Annotated in this window: 22 protein-coding genes; 14 read left to right on the top strand and 8 right to left on the bottom strand. The window is 51.2% G+C overall.

The window, feature by feature from the left end; translation table 11 throughout:
• The first annotated feature begins 6 nt into the window (after positions 1–6).
• Genes ACYQ27_RS04175 through ACYQ27_RS04165 form a run of 3 tightly spaced genes read left to right on the top strand, consistent with a single transcriptional unit; the run spans position 7 to position 3,454 of the window.
• The gene (locus ACYQ27_RS04175) at positions 7–1,119 is read left to right on the top strand and encodes an ABC transporter ATP-binding protein (protein ID WP_456394915.1); all 1,113 of its coding nucleotides are present in this window, start codon (positions 7–9) and stop codon (positions 1,117–1,119) included.
• A gap of 9 nt (positions 1,120–1,128) precedes the next feature.
• Positions 1,129–2,145 (top strand): TrmB family transcriptional regulator, encoded by a 1,017-nt coding sequence (locus ACYQ27_RS04170; RefSeq protein ID WP_456453816.1) that lies wholly within the window; start codon positions 1,129–1,131, stop codon positions 2,143–2,145.
• A 4-nt stretch (positions 2,146–2,149) separates the two neighbouring features.
• On the top strand, positions 2,150–3,454 hold the full coding sequence (locus ACYQ27_RS04165) for a glycerate kinase type-2 family protein (RefSeq protein ID WP_460041057.1): 1,305 nt from the start codon (positions 2,150–2,152) through the stop codon (positions 3,452–3,454).
• On the opposite strand, the gene ACYQ27_RS04160 is transcribed toward ACYQ27_RS04165, so the two are convergent.
• The gene (locus tag ACYQ27_RS04160) at positions 3,429–4,226 is read right to left on the bottom strand and encodes an SPL family radical SAM protein (RefSeq protein ID WP_460041056.1); all 798 of its coding nucleotides are present in this window, start codon (positions 4,224–4,226) and stop codon (positions 3,429–3,431) included. The two genes, ACYQ27_RS04165 and ACYQ27_RS04160, sit on opposite strands and share 26 nt — an antisense overlap.
• A gap of 51 nt (positions 4,227–4,277) precedes the next feature.
• Between ACYQ27_RS04160 and ACYQ27_RS04155 the strand changes: the two genes are divergently transcribed.
• Positions 4,278–4,664, top strand: coding sequence for an NfeD family protein (locus ACYQ27_RS04155; protein WP_456453819.1), 387 nt, complete (start codon positions 4,278–4,280; stop codon positions 4,662–4,664).
• Here ACYQ27_RS04155 and ACYQ27_RS04150 read toward each other — a convergent pair.
• Positions 4,636–5,085 (bottom strand): hypothetical protein, encoded by a 450-nt coding sequence (locus ACYQ27_RS04150; RefSeq protein ID WP_460041055.1) that lies wholly within the window; start codon positions 5,083–5,085, stop codon positions 4,636–4,638. The two genes, ACYQ27_RS04155 and ACYQ27_RS04150, sit on opposite strands and share 29 nt — an antisense overlap.
• Positions 5,086–5,141: 56 nt before the next feature.
• Here ACYQ27_RS04150 and ACYQ27_RS04145 point away from each other — a divergent pair, with 56 nt between their 5' ends.
• A complete protein-coding gene (locus tag ACYQ27_RS04145; protein WP_456453821.1) occupies positions 5,142–5,570 on the top strand; it encodes a CoA-binding protein in 429 nt (142 codons plus the stop codon).
• Here the strand turns inward: ACYQ27_RS04145 and ACYQ27_RS04140 are convergent.
• From ACYQ27_RS04140 to ACYQ27_RS04130, 3 genes are read right to left on the bottom strand one after another with little or no spacing between them, the layout of a single operon-like run.
• Positions 5,560–5,985: a PIN domain-containing protein gene (locus tag ACYQ27_RS04140; protein WP_460041054.1), complete on the bottom strand. Its 426-nt coding sequence runs from the start codon at positions 5,983–5,985 to the stop codon at positions 5,560–5,562. The two genes, ACYQ27_RS04145 and ACYQ27_RS04140, sit on opposite strands and share 11 nt — an antisense overlap.
• A complete protein-coding gene (locus ACYQ27_RS04135; protein ID WP_456394923.1) occupies positions 5,957–6,172 on the bottom strand; it encodes a hypothetical protein in 216 nt (71 codons plus the stop codon). Before ACYQ27_RS04135 ends, ACYQ27_RS04140 begins: the two co-directional genes overlap by 29 nt.
• Positions 6,173–6,214: 42 nt before the next feature.
• Complete coding sequence (locus tag ACYQ27_RS04130) at positions 6,215–7,315, bottom strand: TRM11 family SAM-dependent methyltransferase (protein WP_460041053.1); 1,101 nt, start codon at positions 7,313–7,315, stop codon at positions 6,215–6,217.
• A 92-nt stretch (positions 7,316–7,407) separates the two neighbouring features.
• Between ACYQ27_RS04130 and ACYQ27_RS04125 the strand changes: the two genes are divergently transcribed.
• The 3 genes from ACYQ27_RS04125 to ACYQ27_RS04115 are packed head-to-tail and all read left to right on the top strand — an operon-like array spanning position 7,408 to position 9,390.
• Complete coding sequence (locus tag ACYQ27_RS04125) at positions 7,408–8,682, top strand: prenyltransferase (RefSeq protein ID WP_456453824.1); 1,275 nt, start codon at positions 7,408–7,410, stop codon at positions 8,680–8,682.
• Positions 8,679–8,975, top strand: coding sequence for a hypothetical protein (locus ACYQ27_RS04120; protein ID WP_460041052.1), 297 nt, complete (start codon positions 8,679–8,681; stop codon positions 8,973–8,975). The genes ACYQ27_RS04125 and ACYQ27_RS04120 overlap by 4 nt, the downstream gene beginning before the upstream one ends.
• 4 nt (positions 8,976–8,979) lie before the next feature.
• Positions 8,980–9,390 carry a secondary thiamine-phosphate synthase enzyme YjbQ gene (locus ACYQ27_RS04115; protein ID WP_460041051.1) on the top strand — a complete coding sequence of 137 codons (411 nt, stop codon included), beginning with the start codon at positions 8,980–8,982 and terminating at the stop codon, positions 9,388–9,390.
• On the opposite strand, the gene ACYQ27_RS04110 is transcribed toward ACYQ27_RS04115, so the two are convergent.
• Complete coding sequence (locus tag ACYQ27_RS04110) at positions 9,387–9,944, bottom strand: Era-like GTP-binding protein (RefSeq protein WP_456394939.1); 558 nt, start codon at positions 9,942–9,944, stop codon at positions 9,387–9,389. The genes ACYQ27_RS04115 and ACYQ27_RS04110 overlap by 4 nt on opposite strands.
• A gap of 54 nt (positions 9,945–9,998) precedes the next feature.
• On the opposite strand from ACYQ27_RS04110, the gene ACYQ27_RS04105 reads away from it, so the two are divergent.
• From ACYQ27_RS04105 to wtpC, 6 genes are all read left to right on the top strand, one after another.
• Positions 9,999–10,313: a GTP-binding protein gene (locus ACYQ27_RS04105; RefSeq protein ID WP_456394928.1), complete on the top strand. Its 315-nt coding sequence runs from the start codon at positions 9,999–10,001 to the stop codon at positions 10,311–10,313.
• A 2-nt stretch (positions 10,314–10,315) separates the two neighbouring features.
• The gene (locus ACYQ27_RS04100; protein WP_456453826.1) at positions 10,316–10,873 is read left to right on the top strand and encodes an HD domain-containing protein; all 558 of its coding nucleotides are present in this window, start codon (positions 10,316–10,318) and stop codon (positions 10,871–10,873) included.
• 212 nt (positions 10,874–11,085) lie between these two features.
• On the top strand, positions 11,086–12,117 hold the full coding sequence (wtpA, locus tag ACYQ27_RS04095; RefSeq protein ID WP_456453827.1) for a tungstate ABC transporter substrate-binding protein WtpA: 1,032 nt from the start codon (positions 11,086–11,088) through the stop codon (positions 12,115–12,117).
• 40 nt (positions 12,118–12,157) lie between these two features.
• On the top strand, positions 12,158–12,619 hold the full coding sequence (locus ACYQ27_RS04090; protein ID WP_456453828.1) for a methyltransferase family protein: 462 nt from the start codon (positions 12,158–12,160) through the stop codon (positions 12,617–12,619).
• Positions 12,616–13,362 (top strand): tungstate ABC transporter permease WtpB, encoded by a 747-nt coding sequence (gene wtpB / locus ACYQ27_RS04085; protein WP_456453829.1) that lies wholly within the window; start codon positions 12,616–12,618, stop codon positions 13,360–13,362. Before ACYQ27_RS04090 ends, wtpB begins: the two co-directional genes overlap by 4 nt.
• Positions 13,355–14,389, top strand: a complete 1,035-nt coding sequence (wtpC, locus tag ACYQ27_RS04080) for a tungstate ABC transporter ATP-binding protein WtpC (protein ID WP_456453830.1) — start codon at positions 13,355–13,357, stop codon at positions 14,387–14,389. The genes wtpB and wtpC overlap by 8 nt, the downstream gene beginning before the upstream one ends.
• On the opposite strand, the gene tsaA is transcribed toward wtpC, so the two are convergent.
• Positions 14,361–15,008, bottom strand: a complete 648-nt coding sequence (tsaA, locus tag ACYQ27_RS04075) for a tRNA (N6-threonylcarbamoyladenosine(37)-N6)-methyltransferase TrmO (protein WP_460041050.1) — start codon at positions 15,006–15,008, stop codon at positions 14,361–14,363. The two genes, wtpC and tsaA, sit on opposite strands and share 29 nt — an antisense overlap.
• Before the next feature lie 28 nt (positions 15,009–15,036).
• The gene (locus ACYQ27_RS04070; RefSeq protein ID WP_460041790.1) at positions 15,037–16,302 is read right to left on the bottom strand and encodes an adenosylhomocysteinase; all 1,266 of its coding nucleotides are present in this window, start codon (positions 16,300–16,302) and stop codon (positions 15,037–15,039) included.
• Between the last annotated feature and the right edge of the window lie 125 nt (positions 16,303–16,427).

Genomic DNA, 16,427 nt, shown 5'->3' with positions numbered 1-16,427 from the left:
TTAAAAGTGGTGGAAGTCAGACTTGAAGACCTTAAGAAGTACTTTGACAATGGAAAAGTTAAGGCAGTTGATGGACTGAATCTGACGATTAAGGATGGAGAATTTCTCGTGCTGCTCGGCCCCTCGGGTTGCGGGAAGACAACCACACTGAGGATGATATCGGGACTGGAGCTGCCGACAGATGGAAAGATATGGTTCGGGGACAGGGACGTTACATACCTGCCACCGAAGGACAGAAACATATCCATGGTCTTCCAGAGCTATGCGGTCTGGCCGCACATGAAGGTCTATGATAACATAGCATTTCCCCTGAAGGTGAAAAAATATCCGGAAAACGAAATCAAAGAGAGGGTCAAATGGGCAGCTGAGCTTCTCCAGATCGGGGAGCTCCTCGACCGCTATCCCGCCCAGCTCAGCGGAGGTCAGAGACAGCGTGTGGCCGTCGCAAGGGCCATCGTCGTTGAGCCTGAAGTTCTGCTCATGGACGAACCTTTAAGCAACCTTGACGCAAAGCTCAGGGTAACCATGAGGGCCGAGATAAAGAAGCTCCAGACAAAGCTCAAGGTCACGACGGTCTATGTCACCCATGACCAGGTCGAGGCCATGACGATGGGCGATAGAATCGCTGTAATGAACAAGGGGCATCTGCTACAGGTAGGGCCCCCAACAGAGGTATATTTGAAGCCGAAGTCAATATTCGTGGCAACCTTTATCGGAGCACCAGAGATGAATATGATAGAGGTTAGCGTTAAGGAAAGCGCTGAAGGAATTGTCATCGAAGGAGAAGGATTCAAATTACCCCTGCCTCCCGATCTGGGAGAACTGCTTAGGGATTACATTGACAAGACGGTTATTTTCGGAGTCCGGCCGGAGCACATGACCATAGAGGGAGTTTCAACCCTCGAACATGTCAGGAGGGCAGCAAAGATCGAAGGTGTTGTGGACTTCATAGAGGCCTTGGGCACGGATACGATAGTCCATACAATGATAGGCAACCGGTTAATCAAGATCAAGCTGCCTGGTCACATTCCCCTCCCGATTGGAGAAAAGGTTAAAATAGTAGTTGACTTGGACAATATCCATGTTTTTGACAGATCAACCGAAAAGGCAATAATCTGAGGGTGAGAGATGCGGGAGAGGGAACTCAGGGTACTTATGAAAGATCTAGGTCTGAATGAATATGAGGTAAGGGCGTATTTAACCCTGATAAAAAGGGGAGCCCTGACTGCAGGTGAGCTTGCAGCACTCTCAAAGGTTCCCCAGCCAAGGATATATGATGTCATCCAAAGTCTGATGACCAAGGGATTCGTAACGACAAGCGGAAGCAGGCCGAAGAAAGTTATTCCCGTGGAGCCGGCCAGAGTGCTGGATGCCATGAAGGAGAAATACGAAAGGAGAATCTCCATAGTCAGGGATGAGCTTGAAAAGCTTTATACCCCTGTCGAGGAAACAGGCACAGTCCTTGTTGTCAAGAGCAAGATAACCCTTGAGGACTACATCAGAAAAGCAATAAAAAACGCACGACTCCATCTCTCGATAGCGGCTCCCCTTTCTCTTATAGAAAAGTTTGAAGATGAGCTCAGGAAAAAACAGAAGCCTGAAATCCATATCTTTGCCTATGGAAATGGAAATGTGCCAAAAGTTGGCAGAACTGTCAAGATAAGAGAGGTTAGTGATCCGTTGATAGTTATTCAGGACAGGGAGCTTGGCATCTATGCACCCTATGATGCCCTGACAACGAGCGGTTCATCCCTCTATGGTTATGCCCTTATAATTGAGGATCAGAACCTTCTCTTCATGTTCGACCGCTACTTTTATCACGTCCTCTGGCCGACAGGGAAGACGGTTTATCATGAGGAACGCAGACTGGAGCTTCCCAAGGAATACCTCCGCATCAGGGAGCTCGTTGAGGACATAAAGAAATTCAACCTCGTGGGATACAAGGTGGAGGTGCTCGGGAAGTTCGTGAAAACCCGGAGAACAGCCCATCTCACAGGGAGGATAGCGGGCTTTTTCGAAAGTGAAGGAAAGGTCATATCGAACATAACCATTGAGACACCCGACGGTGAAAGATACGTCGTTGGAGGGTGGAACTCCTCGCTTGAGGATGTTGAGGCCGAGAGGATAATACTGAGGGGCAGGTGATTCCATGAGAGAGCTGGCCATTGAGCTTATGAAAACCGCCATCGAAGCTGCTGATCCATACAAAGCTGTAAAGAATTCCCTGAGGGTTGATAATGAATGGCTTGAGGTTTCAGGCAGGAAATTTCCGGTGAGAGGCAGGATTTATCTCCTCGCATTCGGAAAGGCGGCATGCGGGATGAGCAGGGCGGCATTTGATGTGCTTGGTGGGGAGATAGCAGAGGCCGTTGTGGCGACCAAGCACGGCTATGCATCCGGCTGTCCGCCGGAAGCGGAGGTGATAGAGGCCGGTCATCCCCTTCCAGACGAGAACTCCCTCCTCGCAGGAAGGCTCGGTCTGGAGCTTGCCCGGAAGGTGAAGGAGGGGGATATCCTGCTCGTGATGATCTCCGGCGGCGGCTCCGCAATCTTCGAGCTGCCGGAGGAGGGAATAACACTGGACGAGCTGATTAAAACCAATGACCTGCTCCTGAGAAGCGGGGCCAAGATACATGAGATAAACACTGTGAGAAAGCACATCTCCCGGGTAAAGGGAGGGAAACTTGCCAAACAGGTGAAGGGAACCCTCGTGAGCCTGATTATCTCCGATGTCGTGGGTGACAACCTCGAAGCGATAGCCTCCGGCCCCACGGTGAGAGACCCCACAACTTTTCAGGATGCCCATGAGATACTCACGCGCTACGGCCTCTGGGATAAGCTCCCAGGGAGCGTCAGGCAGCATATGGAGCTCGGACTCAGAGGAGAGAGGGAAGAAACGCTCAAGGAAAATCCTCCAAACGTCCACAACTTCATCATCGGAAGCGTTGAAAAGTCGTGCGTGGCCGTGAAGAAAAAGGCGGAAGAGCTTGGCCTTGAGGCCCACATACTGACAACGGTGATGGAAGGGGAGGCGAGGGAAGTCGGGACGTTCCTCGGATGCATGATACAGGAAATTCATCGCAGGGACAGGCCTTTCAGAAAGCCCGCTGTTCTCATCATGGGTGGTGAAACCACCGTGAGCGTCGGGGATGCGAAGGGCCTCGGCGGGCCGGGTCAGGAGCTCGCGCTCAGCGTGGCGAGGAAGATTTCAGGGCTGAACGCTGCGGTGGTCGCATTTGACACTGACGGAACGGACGGGCCCACAGATGCAGCAGGAGGCCTGGTCGACGGGTCTACGCTGGAAAAGCTGGAAAAAGCGGGAGTTGACGTGGAGGAAGCCCTCAGGAATCATGATGCATACCACGCCCTCGAAAAGGCAGATGCTCTCCTGAAAACCGGGCCCACAGGCACTAATGTAAATTCGATGGTTATAGGGATAGTTGGAGGGGAATGAGCCTCCTGTGTGTTTCAATTCCATCCGTTTTAACCCCTGATTTTCCTATCTCCCCTTTCAGTTCCTCAATGAAGCCTGCAAACTTCCCATCATCCGTAAGGATGCTGTAGCTCTCCGGATATTCATCGCGCAGGAGTTCCTGAAACTCCCTTCCAGCGGCTCTGAGGTTGATAACCTCGAAGAAATAGTGGTCCGCAAGGCCCTTCGTGTTTTCAATTATGGCGGAGACGTCTGTTATCTCCGGGATTATTGGGCTGACGAAGACGTACGTTTTCAGGCAGGCTTCGTGGAGCTCTTTGAGGGCGTTAACCCTCGCCTCGTGAACCGGTGTCAGCGGTTCAAAGAGCCTCTTCTCCCTTCCGGTGAAGCCGTTTATAGTGAGGCCGACCTCAATTGAGCGGAACTCCCTGAAAAGGTCTATATCCCGGGTAACGAGCGGCGATCTGGTGAGTATGGAAAGCCTGTTCCTCTTGTCCATGTAGCGCAAAACCTTCCTCGTGAGCTTTAACTCGGCCTCTATCGGCTGATACGGGTCGCTCACAGTGGACATTGCAACGCTGCCCTCAACATGTCTCCTCGCAAGGTCAGGAGCATTTTCCTTCACCTCAACCCAGCTGCCCCACGGGCCGTAGTTCTTCCAGCGGCAGAGGAACTTTGCGTAGCAGTATTTGCAGGCGAAGGCACAGCCGGCATACTGATTGACCGTGTAATCAACCCCCGGGATTCTGCTCCTTGTGTACAGCTGCCGTGCCCTGCGTCTTATAACCCTCATACCGCAACCTTGGAGGGATTGGTTTATATTCCTTTGCGATTAGGTGCAATCATGAGAAAGTGGAGCAAAGCCTTGAAGGTGCTGATACTGCTTGCCGATGAAATCATTGTGGGCCTGCTGCTCCTTGTAATCCTGCCTGCCATGGGCCTGCATATCCCTGTGAAAGCGGTGCTCCTGCTTCTGGCGGTGCTGATTGGAAAGGACATAATAGCCGCACCCAGAATATGGAAGGACTTTGAGAGAAAAGTTGGGGTTGGCATTGAGACCCTCATCGGAAGGGAGGCCACAGTCATCAGAGAACTGAACCCTGAGGGCACTGTAAAGATTGGAAACGAGTTCTGGAATGCCCGGTGCATCAACGGCTCCGCAAGACCCGGAGAGAGGGTGAGGGTTGTGAATGCACAGGGCACTAAGCTTCTCGTGGAACGCCCAGAGTAGAGAGCACCCGGGCCAGCTCTTCGGGATTGTTTGTTGAGAGCGAAACGCTCCACCCGCTGCGGCGGTTTATGAGAACACATCCCTTTGCCGGAAATGTAAAATGCATCGTCCCGTAGCACTTCATCCAGTGGTCGCTGACCTTAAAGCTTCGTATATCATCAATTCTGATGGTTTTTCTGATGATGAGTCCGATAAGCCCTCTTATCCTCAGCTCTTCTTCATCCATCTCTATCCTGATCGCCATTATGTCCAGCAGGATAAACGTCAGGAAAATCCAGGAGGCCAGCATAATCTCAAATCCCTCTCCGGCCAGGTAGGTTCTCCAAGTTCCCCACCCCATCACCGCTATCGGGGTGAGTATAATCAGAAGAAACAGTTTGCTCACAATCCTTTCCTCATAGAGGGCCATACTACCACCCATCGGATTTCGACAGACAGGCTTATATCCTTTTAGGGAGAAGATTCCACGGTGATAAAATGGTCAGGATAATGCCGGTTGATAGGCTCACGGATGAGGAAATCAGGGAGATTCTGACAAAAAACAGACGTATAGCACTTGTAGGAGCATCTCCCAGACCGGAAAGAGCTTCAAATGATGTTATGAGGTACCTGCTTGAGAAAGGCTACGAGGTTTATCCAGTCAACCCGCGGTACGAGGAGGTTCTCGGCAGGAAGTGCTATCCGAGCGTTCTCGATATTCCGGGCGAAGTCGATATCGTCGACCTCTTCGTCAGGCCGGAATTCACCATGGAATACGTCGAGCAGGCTGTGGAGAAGGGCGCAAAGGTCGTCTGGTTCCAGTTCAACACCTACAGCCGTGAGGCTTTCAAGAGGGCTAAGGAGGCTGGCTTAACAGCGGTCGCCCACAGATGCATGAAGCAGGAGCATGAGAGGGTCATGGTATGATGTCCAGCAATTTCAATAGCTCCTTTGTATCAAGTACTTCAATATTCTCTATCTCCTTCAATCTCTTATCGTTGCTCCACAGAGGGGCATTTATCTTTAGAGCTAATGCTACGAAATCTGTATCATCCTTATCTGGAGTAATCTCAAAAGCCAAGGGGATAAATTCTGCATAAAACTCCTCTTCCACAAATATGACATGCTCTTTGAGAACGTTTGTTAATTGTCTGAAATCATCCTCATGAATCCTGGCTTTTTTCATTATTTCCTTTCTGTGTTCTTCCAGTTCTTCGAGGGCAAATTTAGGGCTCAAAAGTCTGCCAGAAAGGAGAAATATCAATTCTCTCGTGGTTGTCGACTTTCCAAAGAAAGAGAAGAGCACATTTGTATTAATTACCAAAAGAATACTTTCTTTCAAGGTATCGACCCCTTCCTTTCTTTGCTTTTCTCCCCAGTTCTATCGCATCTTCTTCGGTCAGTTCAGAGTTCATGAGAATCTCATTAACATAAGCCAGGCTCTTCAGTCTCTTAGAAATAGCCTCAGCGATTAAATCTGCAACCCTCTCATCCACCGTTGGAGGTACCTTAACAACTATATCGGCCATATTCTCACCGTAATAAAACTAAACCTCGCTGTTTATAATAGTTTAGCTTTTATATTTAAGCACATGTATATCCCTGACAAGGCGGTGCCTCTCCTCAAAATCCGTGTATCTCCCGAGAACTTCAAATCCGAGCTTCTCCAGCCATTTCCTATCTTTTCTGTAAATTTCCCCTCCCCTCAGCCTGTAGGCTGGAAAGACGAACACAACCACACCTTTTCTTTTGATAACGTCTGAAAAGGAGTCGAAGACCGAGAAGTAAAACCTGTCAAGCCTGTTTGCCATCCCAACCGCCTCCCCCCTCGAGGGGTTGTGTTTGAGGGGTTCCCCGAGGTATGACTCGGTGACGATGGCATCAAATTTTACTCTGAAGCATTTTTTCAGCTTCCTTGCATCACAGACCTCAAAACGAGCACTTCTTTTAGTTCTGAACTCTTTCTTAAGCCATTTGAGATTTTCCCTCGCTCCATGGATGGCTTTGGGGCTTGAGTCACTGCCGTATGCATTCAGCCCCTGAAGCACAAACTCCTGAACTATCGTCCCTATTCCGCAGAAGGGGTCAAGAAAATTTCCCTGCGGGACTTCAGTCAGATTCACCATTATCCTCGCCAGCCTTGGGGGGATGGAAAGCATCGGCCTCTGAACCGGCCTCTCAACATCGAGCTTTTTCAGCTCAAATGGGTCTGTGATTCTAACGGTTTCCCCAACCAGAAAGCTCCCATCTTCCCGGAAGAGAAACACGAAATCCCTCACCTCAGGAAATCCCTTGAGAATGAGCTCGGAGGGCATTGCATAAACCCTCGCAGGCTTGAAGAACTTTGACGGCCCTTCTGCCTTAAAAGCCCGCTTTATACCGCTCCCCAGCTTCCTCCAGAGCTTCCAGTCCTCCCGGCCGTAGAGGCTAACCGTGAAGAACCTTGCATATTCAAGCTCTTTAATAGCGGTTTCACCCTCACCGGTTATTCTAACGAGCTTGAGGGAGCCGCCGAGCCTCCTGAAGAGATGTTCGACCTTTTTGCTGCTCTCAAATACCATCCAGTTACGTGATGTCTCGATAACCCTAACCCTGAGGTTGAAACGTCTGATGAATGCATGAAACTCTGCTTCACTGAGCCTTGGATTCTTTCCAAATATCACAGCATACATAATTCATGCTTCCCTGATCCTCTTAAAAATGTTTGCAGCGTTAAAGTTAATAGGAATGAGAGAGAAAAAGGGATAGCAAGGACGGACAGGGGATGAGAATGCTCGTTGATGAGATTATTTCTTCGATTGAGATAATTCAGGACCCCTACCTGAAGGCAGCCACCTATGCTAAAATTGGCGAGAGGCTTGTTGCGATGAAGGATGAGCACTTTAAGCTGGCGTTCACAAGGGCCCTCGAAAACGCAAACAGCATAGAAGACCCGCCCACGATGTTCAAGGCACTTTTAGCTGTGGGCTATTCCCTGAAGAAGGTCGGCATCAAATCCGCCAACAGGATTTTTCAGCAGGTTCTGGAGGGCTCCAGGCTTCTGGGTCAGGGAGACAGGGATTTGCTCATGCACACAGCGGCCAAGTATATGGTGGCTGCAGGCGACATAGGCGGCGCAATAATATTTGCGATGGAAATTCAGAACCTCCAGCTCAAGGATATCACGCTCCTTGAAATCATAAAGAGAAACACATCCCTGCTGGAGAGGGATCAGATAAAGATTGCATACAGGCTCAGAAAAAGCAGGCTTGCGCTTGATAACATAACGCTTGAACCGTACAGATCAAAGGCATATCTGGAGCTTATAAAGATTCACCTCCATCTGGGAAGCTATGAGAAAGCGATAACCATGATAGAGGAAATAGAGAGGAAACCGTGGGCAAAGCTGGCCTTTAAAGAGGTGGTATTCCATCTGAAGGACAGGGACGCCCTCTCCCAGTACATCCCTGTGCTGGAGCAGGCGGCCCATCGTCTATCAAAGAAGTTTGGAGAGGACTTCCTCGTTGAGATGGGGAGGGCGTTTGCCCTGAGCGGTGCCACCGAGCCCGCTGTCAATCTGATCCGGAAATTCGGAGGGGGCATGGAGAGCCTCTCCGAGATAGCCCTGACGCTCATTGAGAAAAACCCCAGAGCGCTCCCGGGATTTATCGATGCACTCTCCTCCGAGGAGATGGAAGTTATTGGGAAGGACATCATGAACCACCTGCTGGAGCATCCGGAGAGAGGAAACCCCGAAATCATCGGTGCCATAGAAAGGAAATCCCCGGGTGAGGAGGTTTTGGTGAAGATTGTGAGGTACCGCATTCTTAAGGGAGATATCGACGGTGCCAGGAGAACCGCAGCGGAGATTAAGGACAGAAAACTCCGCTCAATAGCCCTTACGGACGTTGCCAACTATCTCCTCAAGGAGAACAGTCTTTCGGAGGCCATAGACGCTGCACTTGAGGTTAAAGACCCGAGGTTCTCCTCAATTCTTATATCCGAAATCCTCCTGAGGGCCCTCGATAATGAAATTATGGAAAGGAAGGTGAGAGAATGAAAGGGCTCAGAACATTGCTCAGGAGAAGAAAGAAGAATGAAAACGGCCTCGAATACGTGAAGAGCCTGATTGAAAACATGCTGGAGGAGGGCCTGTACCGGGATGAGGTTCTCTTCAGGGACACCCTGGACGAGCTTTACAGCCAGCTGAGGGAACTGGCCCCCAGGAAGGGTGATGAGAAGATGATAATGGCTTATGAAAAAGCCGTGATATTGAGATATATCTCCGACGGGATGGAAGCCAGTGAAAAGCAGCTTCTTGAGGATATACTGAGACTTCTCGGAGGGAGGTGACTGCATGCTCCACGAGCTCAGCATTGAAACCTCCCGGAAATTTGAGATTGTCGACATAACGGGTGATGTCCAGCGGCTTGTGTGGAAAAGCGGCATCACAGAGGGAATTATCGTCGTATTCACGAGACACACGACAACAGGCCTCCTCATAAATGAGAACGAAAATGGTTTGCTCCTGGATATAAAGGAGAAGATGGAGGAGCTGATTCCGGAGGGGGCCGGATACGCCCATGACAGGATAGACAGCAACGCCCACTCCCACCTCCGTGCCGGCCTTCTGCTGAATCCCGAGGTCATCGTCCCGGTGGAGGAGGGGGAGCTGGTTCTGGGCACGTGGCAGAGGATTCTTTTCGTTGAGCTGGACGGGCCAAGGAGGAGGAAGCTGCTTGTGAAGGTGTGCAGCTGCAACTGCTAAACATACTGGGCGTAATAGGCAAGAGCATTCAGGAGCTCATTGAAGCCCTCAAACGTCACCAGGGAGAGGGGTATTGCATCCTGTTCAAGCCGCTTTTTGATGAGCTTTCTGAGCTCCTCGACCCTTTCTCTCGGCACTAAGTCCACTTTATTTATCACAACTATTATGGGTTTATCGTAGCGCATCTTGAGGAGGTGGTGGAGCTTTTCCATACCCCTGTGAAGGCCGTACTGAGCGTCTACCATGTGTATGACAACATCCGAGGAGATTATTTCATCCAGAAGAGCCCTGAACTTCTCTTCGCTCAGGACCTTTCCCCTGAACTCCCTCTCCGGGTCAAAAAGCCCTGCTGTGTCTATCAGCACGAACTCATCCGCTCCACCCTTCGGGTTCTTCATGCTCTTGGGTATCTTCAGCTTTCCGAAGCGCCTTCTTATGATGCCCTTCGTCGTTCCGGGCAGGTTTTCGACCTCCGAAACTCTGCCCCCTATGAGTGCATTCATGAGGGTCGATTTGCCCACATTCTCGGCACCTATAATCGCAACCTTTATCATACCCTCCACCGTTAATATAATCAATCATCCCGATATAAGTCTTAGGTGATTGATATGCCGAAGAGGGTGAAGCTCGGTCATCATTACTATTATATCGTTACACCTGAAAGTCTGACCAACGGCAGGTTTAAGGGCAAAAATGTTGTCCTGGAGGGCATCATCGAGGATAAGCCGCATATAGAATTTCTGCCCATGGAGCTGCCGAGCTCAAGGACGACCTTCCATATAGATGGATTCAGGATAGAATTTCCAGGAACTCCCTACGTGGGTAAAGGCGATGCGGTTAAGGTGTACGGGCGTTTTGTTGGGGACGGCATTATCGCAAGCGCCATTGAAACCGAGAAGGCCCTGTATACCTCGGAGGACTGAACATGCTTTCCCTTTTTCTTGAGGCCGGCAGCCTGAAAAAGCTCCCGAGAACGGGCTGGCTTCTCGGGGGCGTGCCCTATCCGGAGAGCATAGCAGACCATTCTTTCAGAACAGCATTCATAACCCTGTTTTTAGCCGACAAACTGAAGGCAAGAGGTGTAGAAGTGAATGTTGAACGCGCCCTGAAGATAGCTCTGCTCCACGATATCGGGGAGGCGAGGATAACGGACATACCGAAGACAGCGCAGCACTACATTGACAAGGGCAAAGCAGAGAAGAAGGCTGTGATGGAGATGTTTCTGAAGACACCGGATCCCGGAGGCTACTTCCGGCTCTGGAGGGAGTATGAGGAGGAGCTCAGCCTGGAGGGCAGGCTCGTTAAATTCGCAGATAAGCTTGAAATGCTGATTCAGGCATATGAGTATGAGAGGGCAGGTTTTAAGAACCTCGACGGGTTCTGGAGCGCTCTGGAAAAGCTGAGGAAAAGCGAGTTCTATGGATATTTCAGGGAGCTGGTTGATGAACTGGTTGAGAGGAGAGAAAAGCTGCGGCGAGATTGACCCATTTTCTCCGAGCTCCCGGGAGCAAGGGATATGCACCTCAGCGGAGTCCCCCGTAGTTCGAATAGAAGTTCCTCCCCTAACTTGGCACCTAAAACCTCCCAGCAGTACAACTGGAGGGGGTGTGCTGGAAAACAAAATCATTTACGTTAATGCTGTTGTTTGCTCAAAATGTTTAAATACCCAGCTCCGGGTAGTTTACTGGTGGTTCCATGAAGAGGGCGCTGATTTTAATAGGTCTCATGCTTCTGGCCGTCGTGGCTGCGGGATGTATAAACAGCACGGGTACCGAAACAGGAACATCAGAGACAAAGCTCATAATATTCCACGCGGGCTCGCTCAGCCTTCCATTAAAGAATCTGGAAGATGAATTCACCAAATATGCTGAGGAAAACCTCAAGACCAGAGTAACCTTTCAGGATGAGGCAAGCGGGAGTGTAAAGGCCGTTAGAAAGGTAACGGACCTCGGAAAAAAGGCAGATATCGTGGCCACAGCAGACTACACCCTCATTCCCCAGATGCTCGTTCCAAACTATACCGACTTTTACGTTCTCTTTGCAACGAACGAGATAGTCATTGCCTTCACAAACAGGAGCAAATATGCCAATCAGATAAACTCCAATAACTGGTATGAAATCCTCGCAAAACCCGATGTTAGCTTCGGCTTCAGCGACCCGAACCAGGACCCCTGCGGATACCGCTCCGTCATGGTGACCAAGCTGGCCGACCTCTACTATGGAAAACCGATTTTTGAGACCTTAATCGAGAAAAACACCAATATAATCGCCAACGGAACCCATATCTATGCGCCGAAGGAGATACAGGTGAAGGATAAACGTGTGGTTATAAGGCCGAAGGAGACCGACCTAACGGGTCTCGTCGAGAGCGGAAGCCTCGACTACTACTTCATCTACAAGAGCGTTGCCGAGCAGCACCACCTCAGGTACATAACCCTGCCGGATGAGATAAACCTCAGGGACTTCAAAAAGGGCAGCTACTACGGGCAGGTTAGCATAACCATAGGGTCAACCGGGAAGACCATAAAGGCCAAGCCAATAGTCTACGGCATCACGGTTCTCAGGAATGCACCGCACAAAAAGCTTGCCCTTGAGTTCCTCAGATACCTCCTCGGCGAGAACGGGAAGAAAACCTTCAAGGAGAACTATCAGGACTTCCTCAATCCCCCCATAGCGTTCGGAAACGTGCCTGAGGAGATAAGGGATCTGGTGAAGGTGGAAAGGTGAGGTTTTTATTTTTCCCTGCTCAACTTCAAGCGGTGGGAACATGGAAAGCTGGAAGTTCAGAAGGCTGGTCTTTGCGGTTTTCTTTATTCTCATCCCATTCTCCATGCTGTTCCATTATCCTCCGATAGGGGGAGAGAAGGCAAGGATAATGCGTGTTTCGGGGGCGATTCTAACGCTCTCATCATCCATTTTTGCTCTTTACGTTCACTCCCTCTTCCCGAAAACCCACGACCGGCCTTCCGACTTCAGGAGGCTGATGGAGGACGGGCCGTACAGATACGTCAGGCACCCATTTTATTCGGCGTTCATAGTTATGGGGTTTGGGATAGCCCTCTGGTTCCTCAGCGTTCCCGGTCTGATTGCCTACGCATTCATGATACTCCTCTGGGAGAAGCTCGCCGGGCTTGAGGAGAATGAACTGATTGAGCACTGGGGAGACGAATACCGGGAGTTCATGAAGACCAGAGGCAGATTTTTCCCCAGACCGGAGGTGAAAAGGTGAGACGTGACTACACCATCTATCTCTTCGCAGCCCTTGGCAGCTTTCTGATAGTATATATAGCCCTCCCGCTGGCTGTTATTTTCACCAAACAGGCTTCAGACTGGGGAATGCTTGTAAGAACTCTGCATGACCCCCTCGTGCTGGAGGCCCTGAGAAATTCCCTCTTTACTGCAACTGCCACCGCCTTAATAGCCCTGCTCCTTGGAGTACCTCTGGGGTATGTCCTTGCAAGGAGGGAGTTCAGAGGGAAAAGCCTTATTCAGGCCGTTGTTGATGTCCCAATCGTCATACCGCATTCCGTTGTTGGCATAATGCTGCTTGTGACGTTTTCAAGCGCCATACTCGACAGCTACACCGGCATAATCGCTGCAATGCTCTTCGTTTCCGCGCCGTTCACAATAAACGCAGCCCGGGATGGGTTTCTGGCTGTTGATGAGAGGCTTGAGCATGTGGCAAGAACCCTTGGAGCCTCCCAGATGAAAGCATTCTTTACAGTTTCCCTGCCGATGGCACTGTCTTCGATTCTGAGCGGGGCCATAATGACGTGGGCGAGGGCTATAAGCGAGGTCGGCGCTATACTCATCGTTGCATACTATCCAAAAACCGCCCAGGTTCTTGTGATGGAGTACTTCAACAACTACGGCTTGAGATCATCACGGCCGATATCCGTCATTCTGGTGGTGATGAGCCTGACAATCTTCATAATGCTGAGATGGCTGGTGGGGAGGGAGGCAAATGCTTGAGGTGAAATCAATCTCCAAGGACTGGAAGGAATTCAGGCTCAGGGAAATTAGCTTTGAGGTTAAAAAGGGCGAGTATTTCATCATACTCGGGCCAAGCGGAGCAGGGAAGACACTCCTTCTGGAGGTTATTGCCGGAATATTCAGTCCGGATGAGGGCAGAATTTTCATGAACGGAGCCGATATAACCGAGCTGGCGCCTGAAGAGAGAGGTCTCGCATATATCCCCCAGAACTACGCCCTCTTCCCCCACATGACAGTTTACAGCAACATCTCCTACGGATTGAAAATCAGAAAAGTCCCAAAATCCGAGATAGACAGAAAAATCCGGGAAATCTCGGACGTTCTCGGTATAAGTCACCTCCTTCACAGGAAGCCAAAAACGCTGAGCGGCGGGGAGCAGCAGAGGGTCGCGATAGCGAGGGCGCTGGTTATAGAGCCGGAGCTCCTTCTTCTGGACGAGCCCTTTGCCAATCTCGACATCCAGACGAGGGGAAAGCTCATAGGTGAGATGAAGCGCTGGCGTAAAGAGCTCGGCTTTACAGCTCTGCATGTAACCCACTCCTTCGAGGAGGCTGTGAGCTTGGGCGACCGCGTTGGGGTCATGCTCAACGGCCAGCTCATTCAGACAGGAACCGTTAGAGATGTCTTCTCAAGGCCCGCAAATGAGGAGGTCGCAAAATTTCTCGGCTTTGAGAACATAATTGAGGGCATCGCGGAAGGGAGGATTTTGAAGGCCAACGGGCTGGAGATAGAACTCCCTGAGGAAGCTGAAGGAAGAGTCAGAGCCGGCCTGAGGCCCGAGGATATAATACTGTCCCTCGAACCCATAAAAACCTCCGCGAGAAACGAGTTCAAAGCTGAGGTTGATGCCGTTGAAGAGCTCGGCCCCCTTGTGAGGGTGAGGCTGAAAAGCGGGGGTGTCGAGCTCAGGGCATTCATAACCCGCTCCTCGATGCTGGAGATGGGAATAGAAAAGGGAAAGGAGGTCTACGTTAGCTTCAAGGCGAGCGCTTTGCACGTGTTCTGAGCCCCTCCTTCGGCAGGTTCTCGTAGATTTCTTCCAGCGCTTCAATGAGCTCCGCGAGCTCCTTTGCCGTCAGCACCGTTGTCTTCGGCCCCAGCTCAAGAACCAGCACCTCGTATTCCTCCGGGAGGACCTCCTCAAGCTCGTCGAGATGCTCGCTTTTTCTGGGTATCAAATTGACCTCTCCAACCTGCCTTGATGCCGGTATATCGAGCTCCTCCTCTGGGATGATGGCCTCCTTCGGGCAGTCGAGCCTCTCCACGAGTATCTTGATGTCAATGACGGGAGTTCCGTCCATAGCGTCTATCGGGTCGATGTAGAGCTTTTCTCCTTCGATGCGGTTTATCCTGACGGCGTAGAGCGCTACCAGGTTAGGCCTGACCGGCGAGCGCGTGGCAAAAACACCCCTGAGCGGGTTCTCCGGGTTGTTGTATGGATGAACCTTCAGGATTCTCCTTTTCTCTGGCTTATCGCTGGCGTGGAACCAGAGTATCAGCTTTACCCAGTCGCCCTCGGCGAGGCCTTCCATGGCCTCCCTGAACTCGGGGAGGATTTCAATGTATGTCTCGGTTTCCTTTCTCACGTATCCTACAGGAACGAGTTTGAATGACTCGAAGTTCATAGTCATCACCAAAAGAAAAATGGAGGGATTAAGTCCCGTGCTCCCAGCTTTCAAGGTATTTCCTCTGCTCCTCAGTGAGCTCCTCGATTTTTATTCCCATGGCTGAGAGCTTAATCCTCGCCACCATCTCGTCTATCTCCCTCGGGAGCACGTAAACCTTTGGCTCAAGCCTCTCGTGGTTGTTCAGTATGTATTCTGCCGCCTTCGCCTGCAGGGCGAAGCTCATGTCCATTATCTCCGCGGGGTGGCCGTCAGCGGCCGCTAAGTTCACAAGCCTGCCCTCGGCGAGCAGGTAGAGCCTCCTTCCGTCCGCCATTTTGTACTCGGTTATGTTCGGCCTCGGCTGGTTTATCTCAACTGCAAGAGCCTCAAGGTCCGGCTTCCATATCTCAACGTCGAAGTGGCCGGCGTTCGCTAAGATAACACCGTCCTTCATGACCCTGAAGTGCTCTCCCCGAATGCACTTGATGTCGCCCGTCGAGGTGATGAAGATGTCTCCGACCTCAGCGGCTTCCTTCATGTCCATGACGAGGAAGCCGTCCATCCTCGCCTCTAACGCTCTAATCGGGTCAACCTCGACGACTATGACGGTAGCTCCGAGGCCTTTAGCCCTCATCGCTATTCCCCTGCCGCACCAGCCGTAGCCGACAACGACGACGTTCTTGCCGGCTATGAGGAGGTTCGTCGTCCTAAGGATTCCGTCCCACGTTGACTGGCCGGTGCCGTAGCGGTTGTCAAAGAGGTACTTGGTATAGCTGTCGTTCACGGCTATAATGGGGAACTTCAGAACGCCGTCCTTCTCCATCGCGCGGAGCCTTATCACTCCTGTGGTGGTTTCCTCGCTCGCGCCCCAGACCCCATCGGCGAGCTCCTGCCTCTCCCTCATCAGGGTGCTTATCATGTCGGCCCCGTCGTCTATGATGATGTTGGGCTCTATGTCCAGAGCTTTGTGCATGAACTCGTAGTACTGTTCCCGATCCTCTCCTCTAATGGCATAGACCTTGACGCCTGCCTTGGCCAGTGCCGCGACGACGTCGTCCTGGGTCGAGAGGGGGTTGCTCGCGGCGGCGGAAACCTCCGCACCGGCAGCTTTGAGCGTCATGAGAAGGAAAGCCGTCTTCATCTCAAGGTGGAGCGTCGTCGCTATCTTCACTCCCTTGAAGGGCTTTCTCCTCTCGAAATCCTTTCTGATGCTCTGGAGAACCGGCATGAAGCGCGAAACCCAGTCTATCTTCTTCTCCCCGCTCGGGGCGAGCGATATGTCCCTAACGCAGTAGTCCTTCGTGCAGTCCATATTCATCACCGGTTGACCATAGGAACCGCACCTTAAAACCATTGGGTTACCAATTTTGTGTCTTTGGAACGTTTCCCGCTGAAAGTCCCGGAAAAGGTTTTTTAGGAGAAAGTTGTTAGAATGGT

The organism is Thermococcus atlanticus, from assembly GCF_054657855.1.
Note: the sequence above shows the minus strand (reverse complement) of the source record. Positions and strands in the feature narration are given on the sequence as shown.

What these genes read in the sequence shown, in the direction of transcription:
- ACYQ27_RS04115 (WP_460041051.1), top strand. Translation starts at nt 8,980, where the DNA reads ATGCTCCACGAGCTCAGCATTGAAACCTCCCGGAAATTTGAGATTGTC.
- ACYQ27_RS04110 (WP_456394939.1), bottom strand. Translation starts at nt 9,944, where the DNA reads ATGATAAAGGTTGCGATTATAGGTGCCGAGAATGTGGGCAAATCGACC.
- ACYQ27_RS04070 (WP_460041790.1), bottom strand. Translation starts at nt 16,302, where the DNA reads ATGGACTGCACGAAGGACTACTGCGTTAGGGACATATCGCTCGCCCCG.
- ACYQ27_RS04130 (WP_460041053.1), bottom strand. Translation starts at nt 7,315, where the DNA reads ATGTATGCTGTGATATTTGGAAAGAATCCAAGGCTCAGTGAAGCAGAG.
- wtpC (WP_456453830.1), top strand. Translation starts at nt 13,355, where the DNA reads ATGCTTGAGGTGAAATCAATCTCCAAGGACTGGAAGGAATTCAGGCTC.
- ACYQ27_RS04155 (WP_456453819.1), top strand. Translation starts at nt 4,278, where the DNA reads ATGAGAAAGTGGAGCAAAGCCTTGAAGGTGCTGATACTGCTTGCCGAT.
- ACYQ27_RS04145 (WP_456453821.1), top strand. Translation starts at nt 5,142, where the DNA reads ATGGTCAGGATAATGCCGGTTGATAGGCTCACGGATGAGGAAATCAGG.
- ACYQ27_RS04090 (WP_456453828.1), top strand. Translation starts at nt 12,158, where the DNA reads ATGGAAAGCTGGAAGTTCAGAAGGCTGGTCTTTGCGGTTTTCTTTATT.
- ACYQ27_RS04165 (WP_460041057.1), top strand. Translation starts at nt 2,150, where the DNA reads ATGAGAGAGCTGGCCATTGAGCTTATGAAAACCGCCATCGAAGCTGCT.
- ACYQ27_RS04135 (WP_456394923.1), bottom strand. Translation starts at nt 6,172, where the DNA reads ATGGCCGATATAGTTGTTAAGGTACCTCCAACGGTGGATGAGAGGGTT.
- ACYQ27_RS04100 (WP_456453826.1), top strand. Translation starts at nt 10,316, where the DNA reads ATGCTTTCCCTTTTTCTTGAGGCCGGCAGCCTGAAAAAGCTCCCGAGA.
- wtpA (WP_456453827.1), top strand. Translation starts at nt 11,086, where the DNA reads ATGAAGAGGGCGCTGATTTTAATAGGTCTCATGCTTCTGGCCGTCGTG.
- ACYQ27_RS04125 (WP_456453824.1), top strand. Translation starts at nt 7,408, where the DNA reads ATGAGAATGCTCGTTGATGAGATTATTTCTTCGATTGAGATAATTCAG.
- tsaA (WP_460041050.1), bottom strand. Translation starts at nt 15,008, where the DNA reads ATGAACTTCGAGTCATTCAAACTCGTTCCTGTAGGATACGTGAGAAAG.
- ACYQ27_RS04170 (WP_456453816.1), top strand. Translation starts at nt 1,129, where the DNA reads ATGCGGGAGAGGGAACTCAGGGTACTTATGAAAGATCTAGGTCTGAAT.
- ACYQ27_RS04160 (WP_460041056.1), bottom strand. Translation starts at nt 4,226, where the DNA reads ATGAGGGTTATAAGACGCAGGGCACGGCAGCTGTACACAAGGAGCAGA.
- ACYQ27_RS04150 (WP_460041055.1), bottom strand. Translation starts at nt 5,085, where the DNA reads ATGGGTGGTAGTATGGCCCTCTATGAGGAAAGGATTGTGAGCAAACTG.
- ACYQ27_RS04120 (WP_460041052.1), top strand. Translation starts at nt 8,679, where the DNA reads ATGAAAGGGCTCAGAACATTGCTCAGGAGAAGAAAGAAGAATGAAAAC.
- ACYQ27_RS04105 (WP_456394928.1), top strand. Translation starts at nt 9,999, where the DNA reads ATGCCGAAGAGGGTGAAGCTCGGTCATCATTACTATTATATCGTTACA.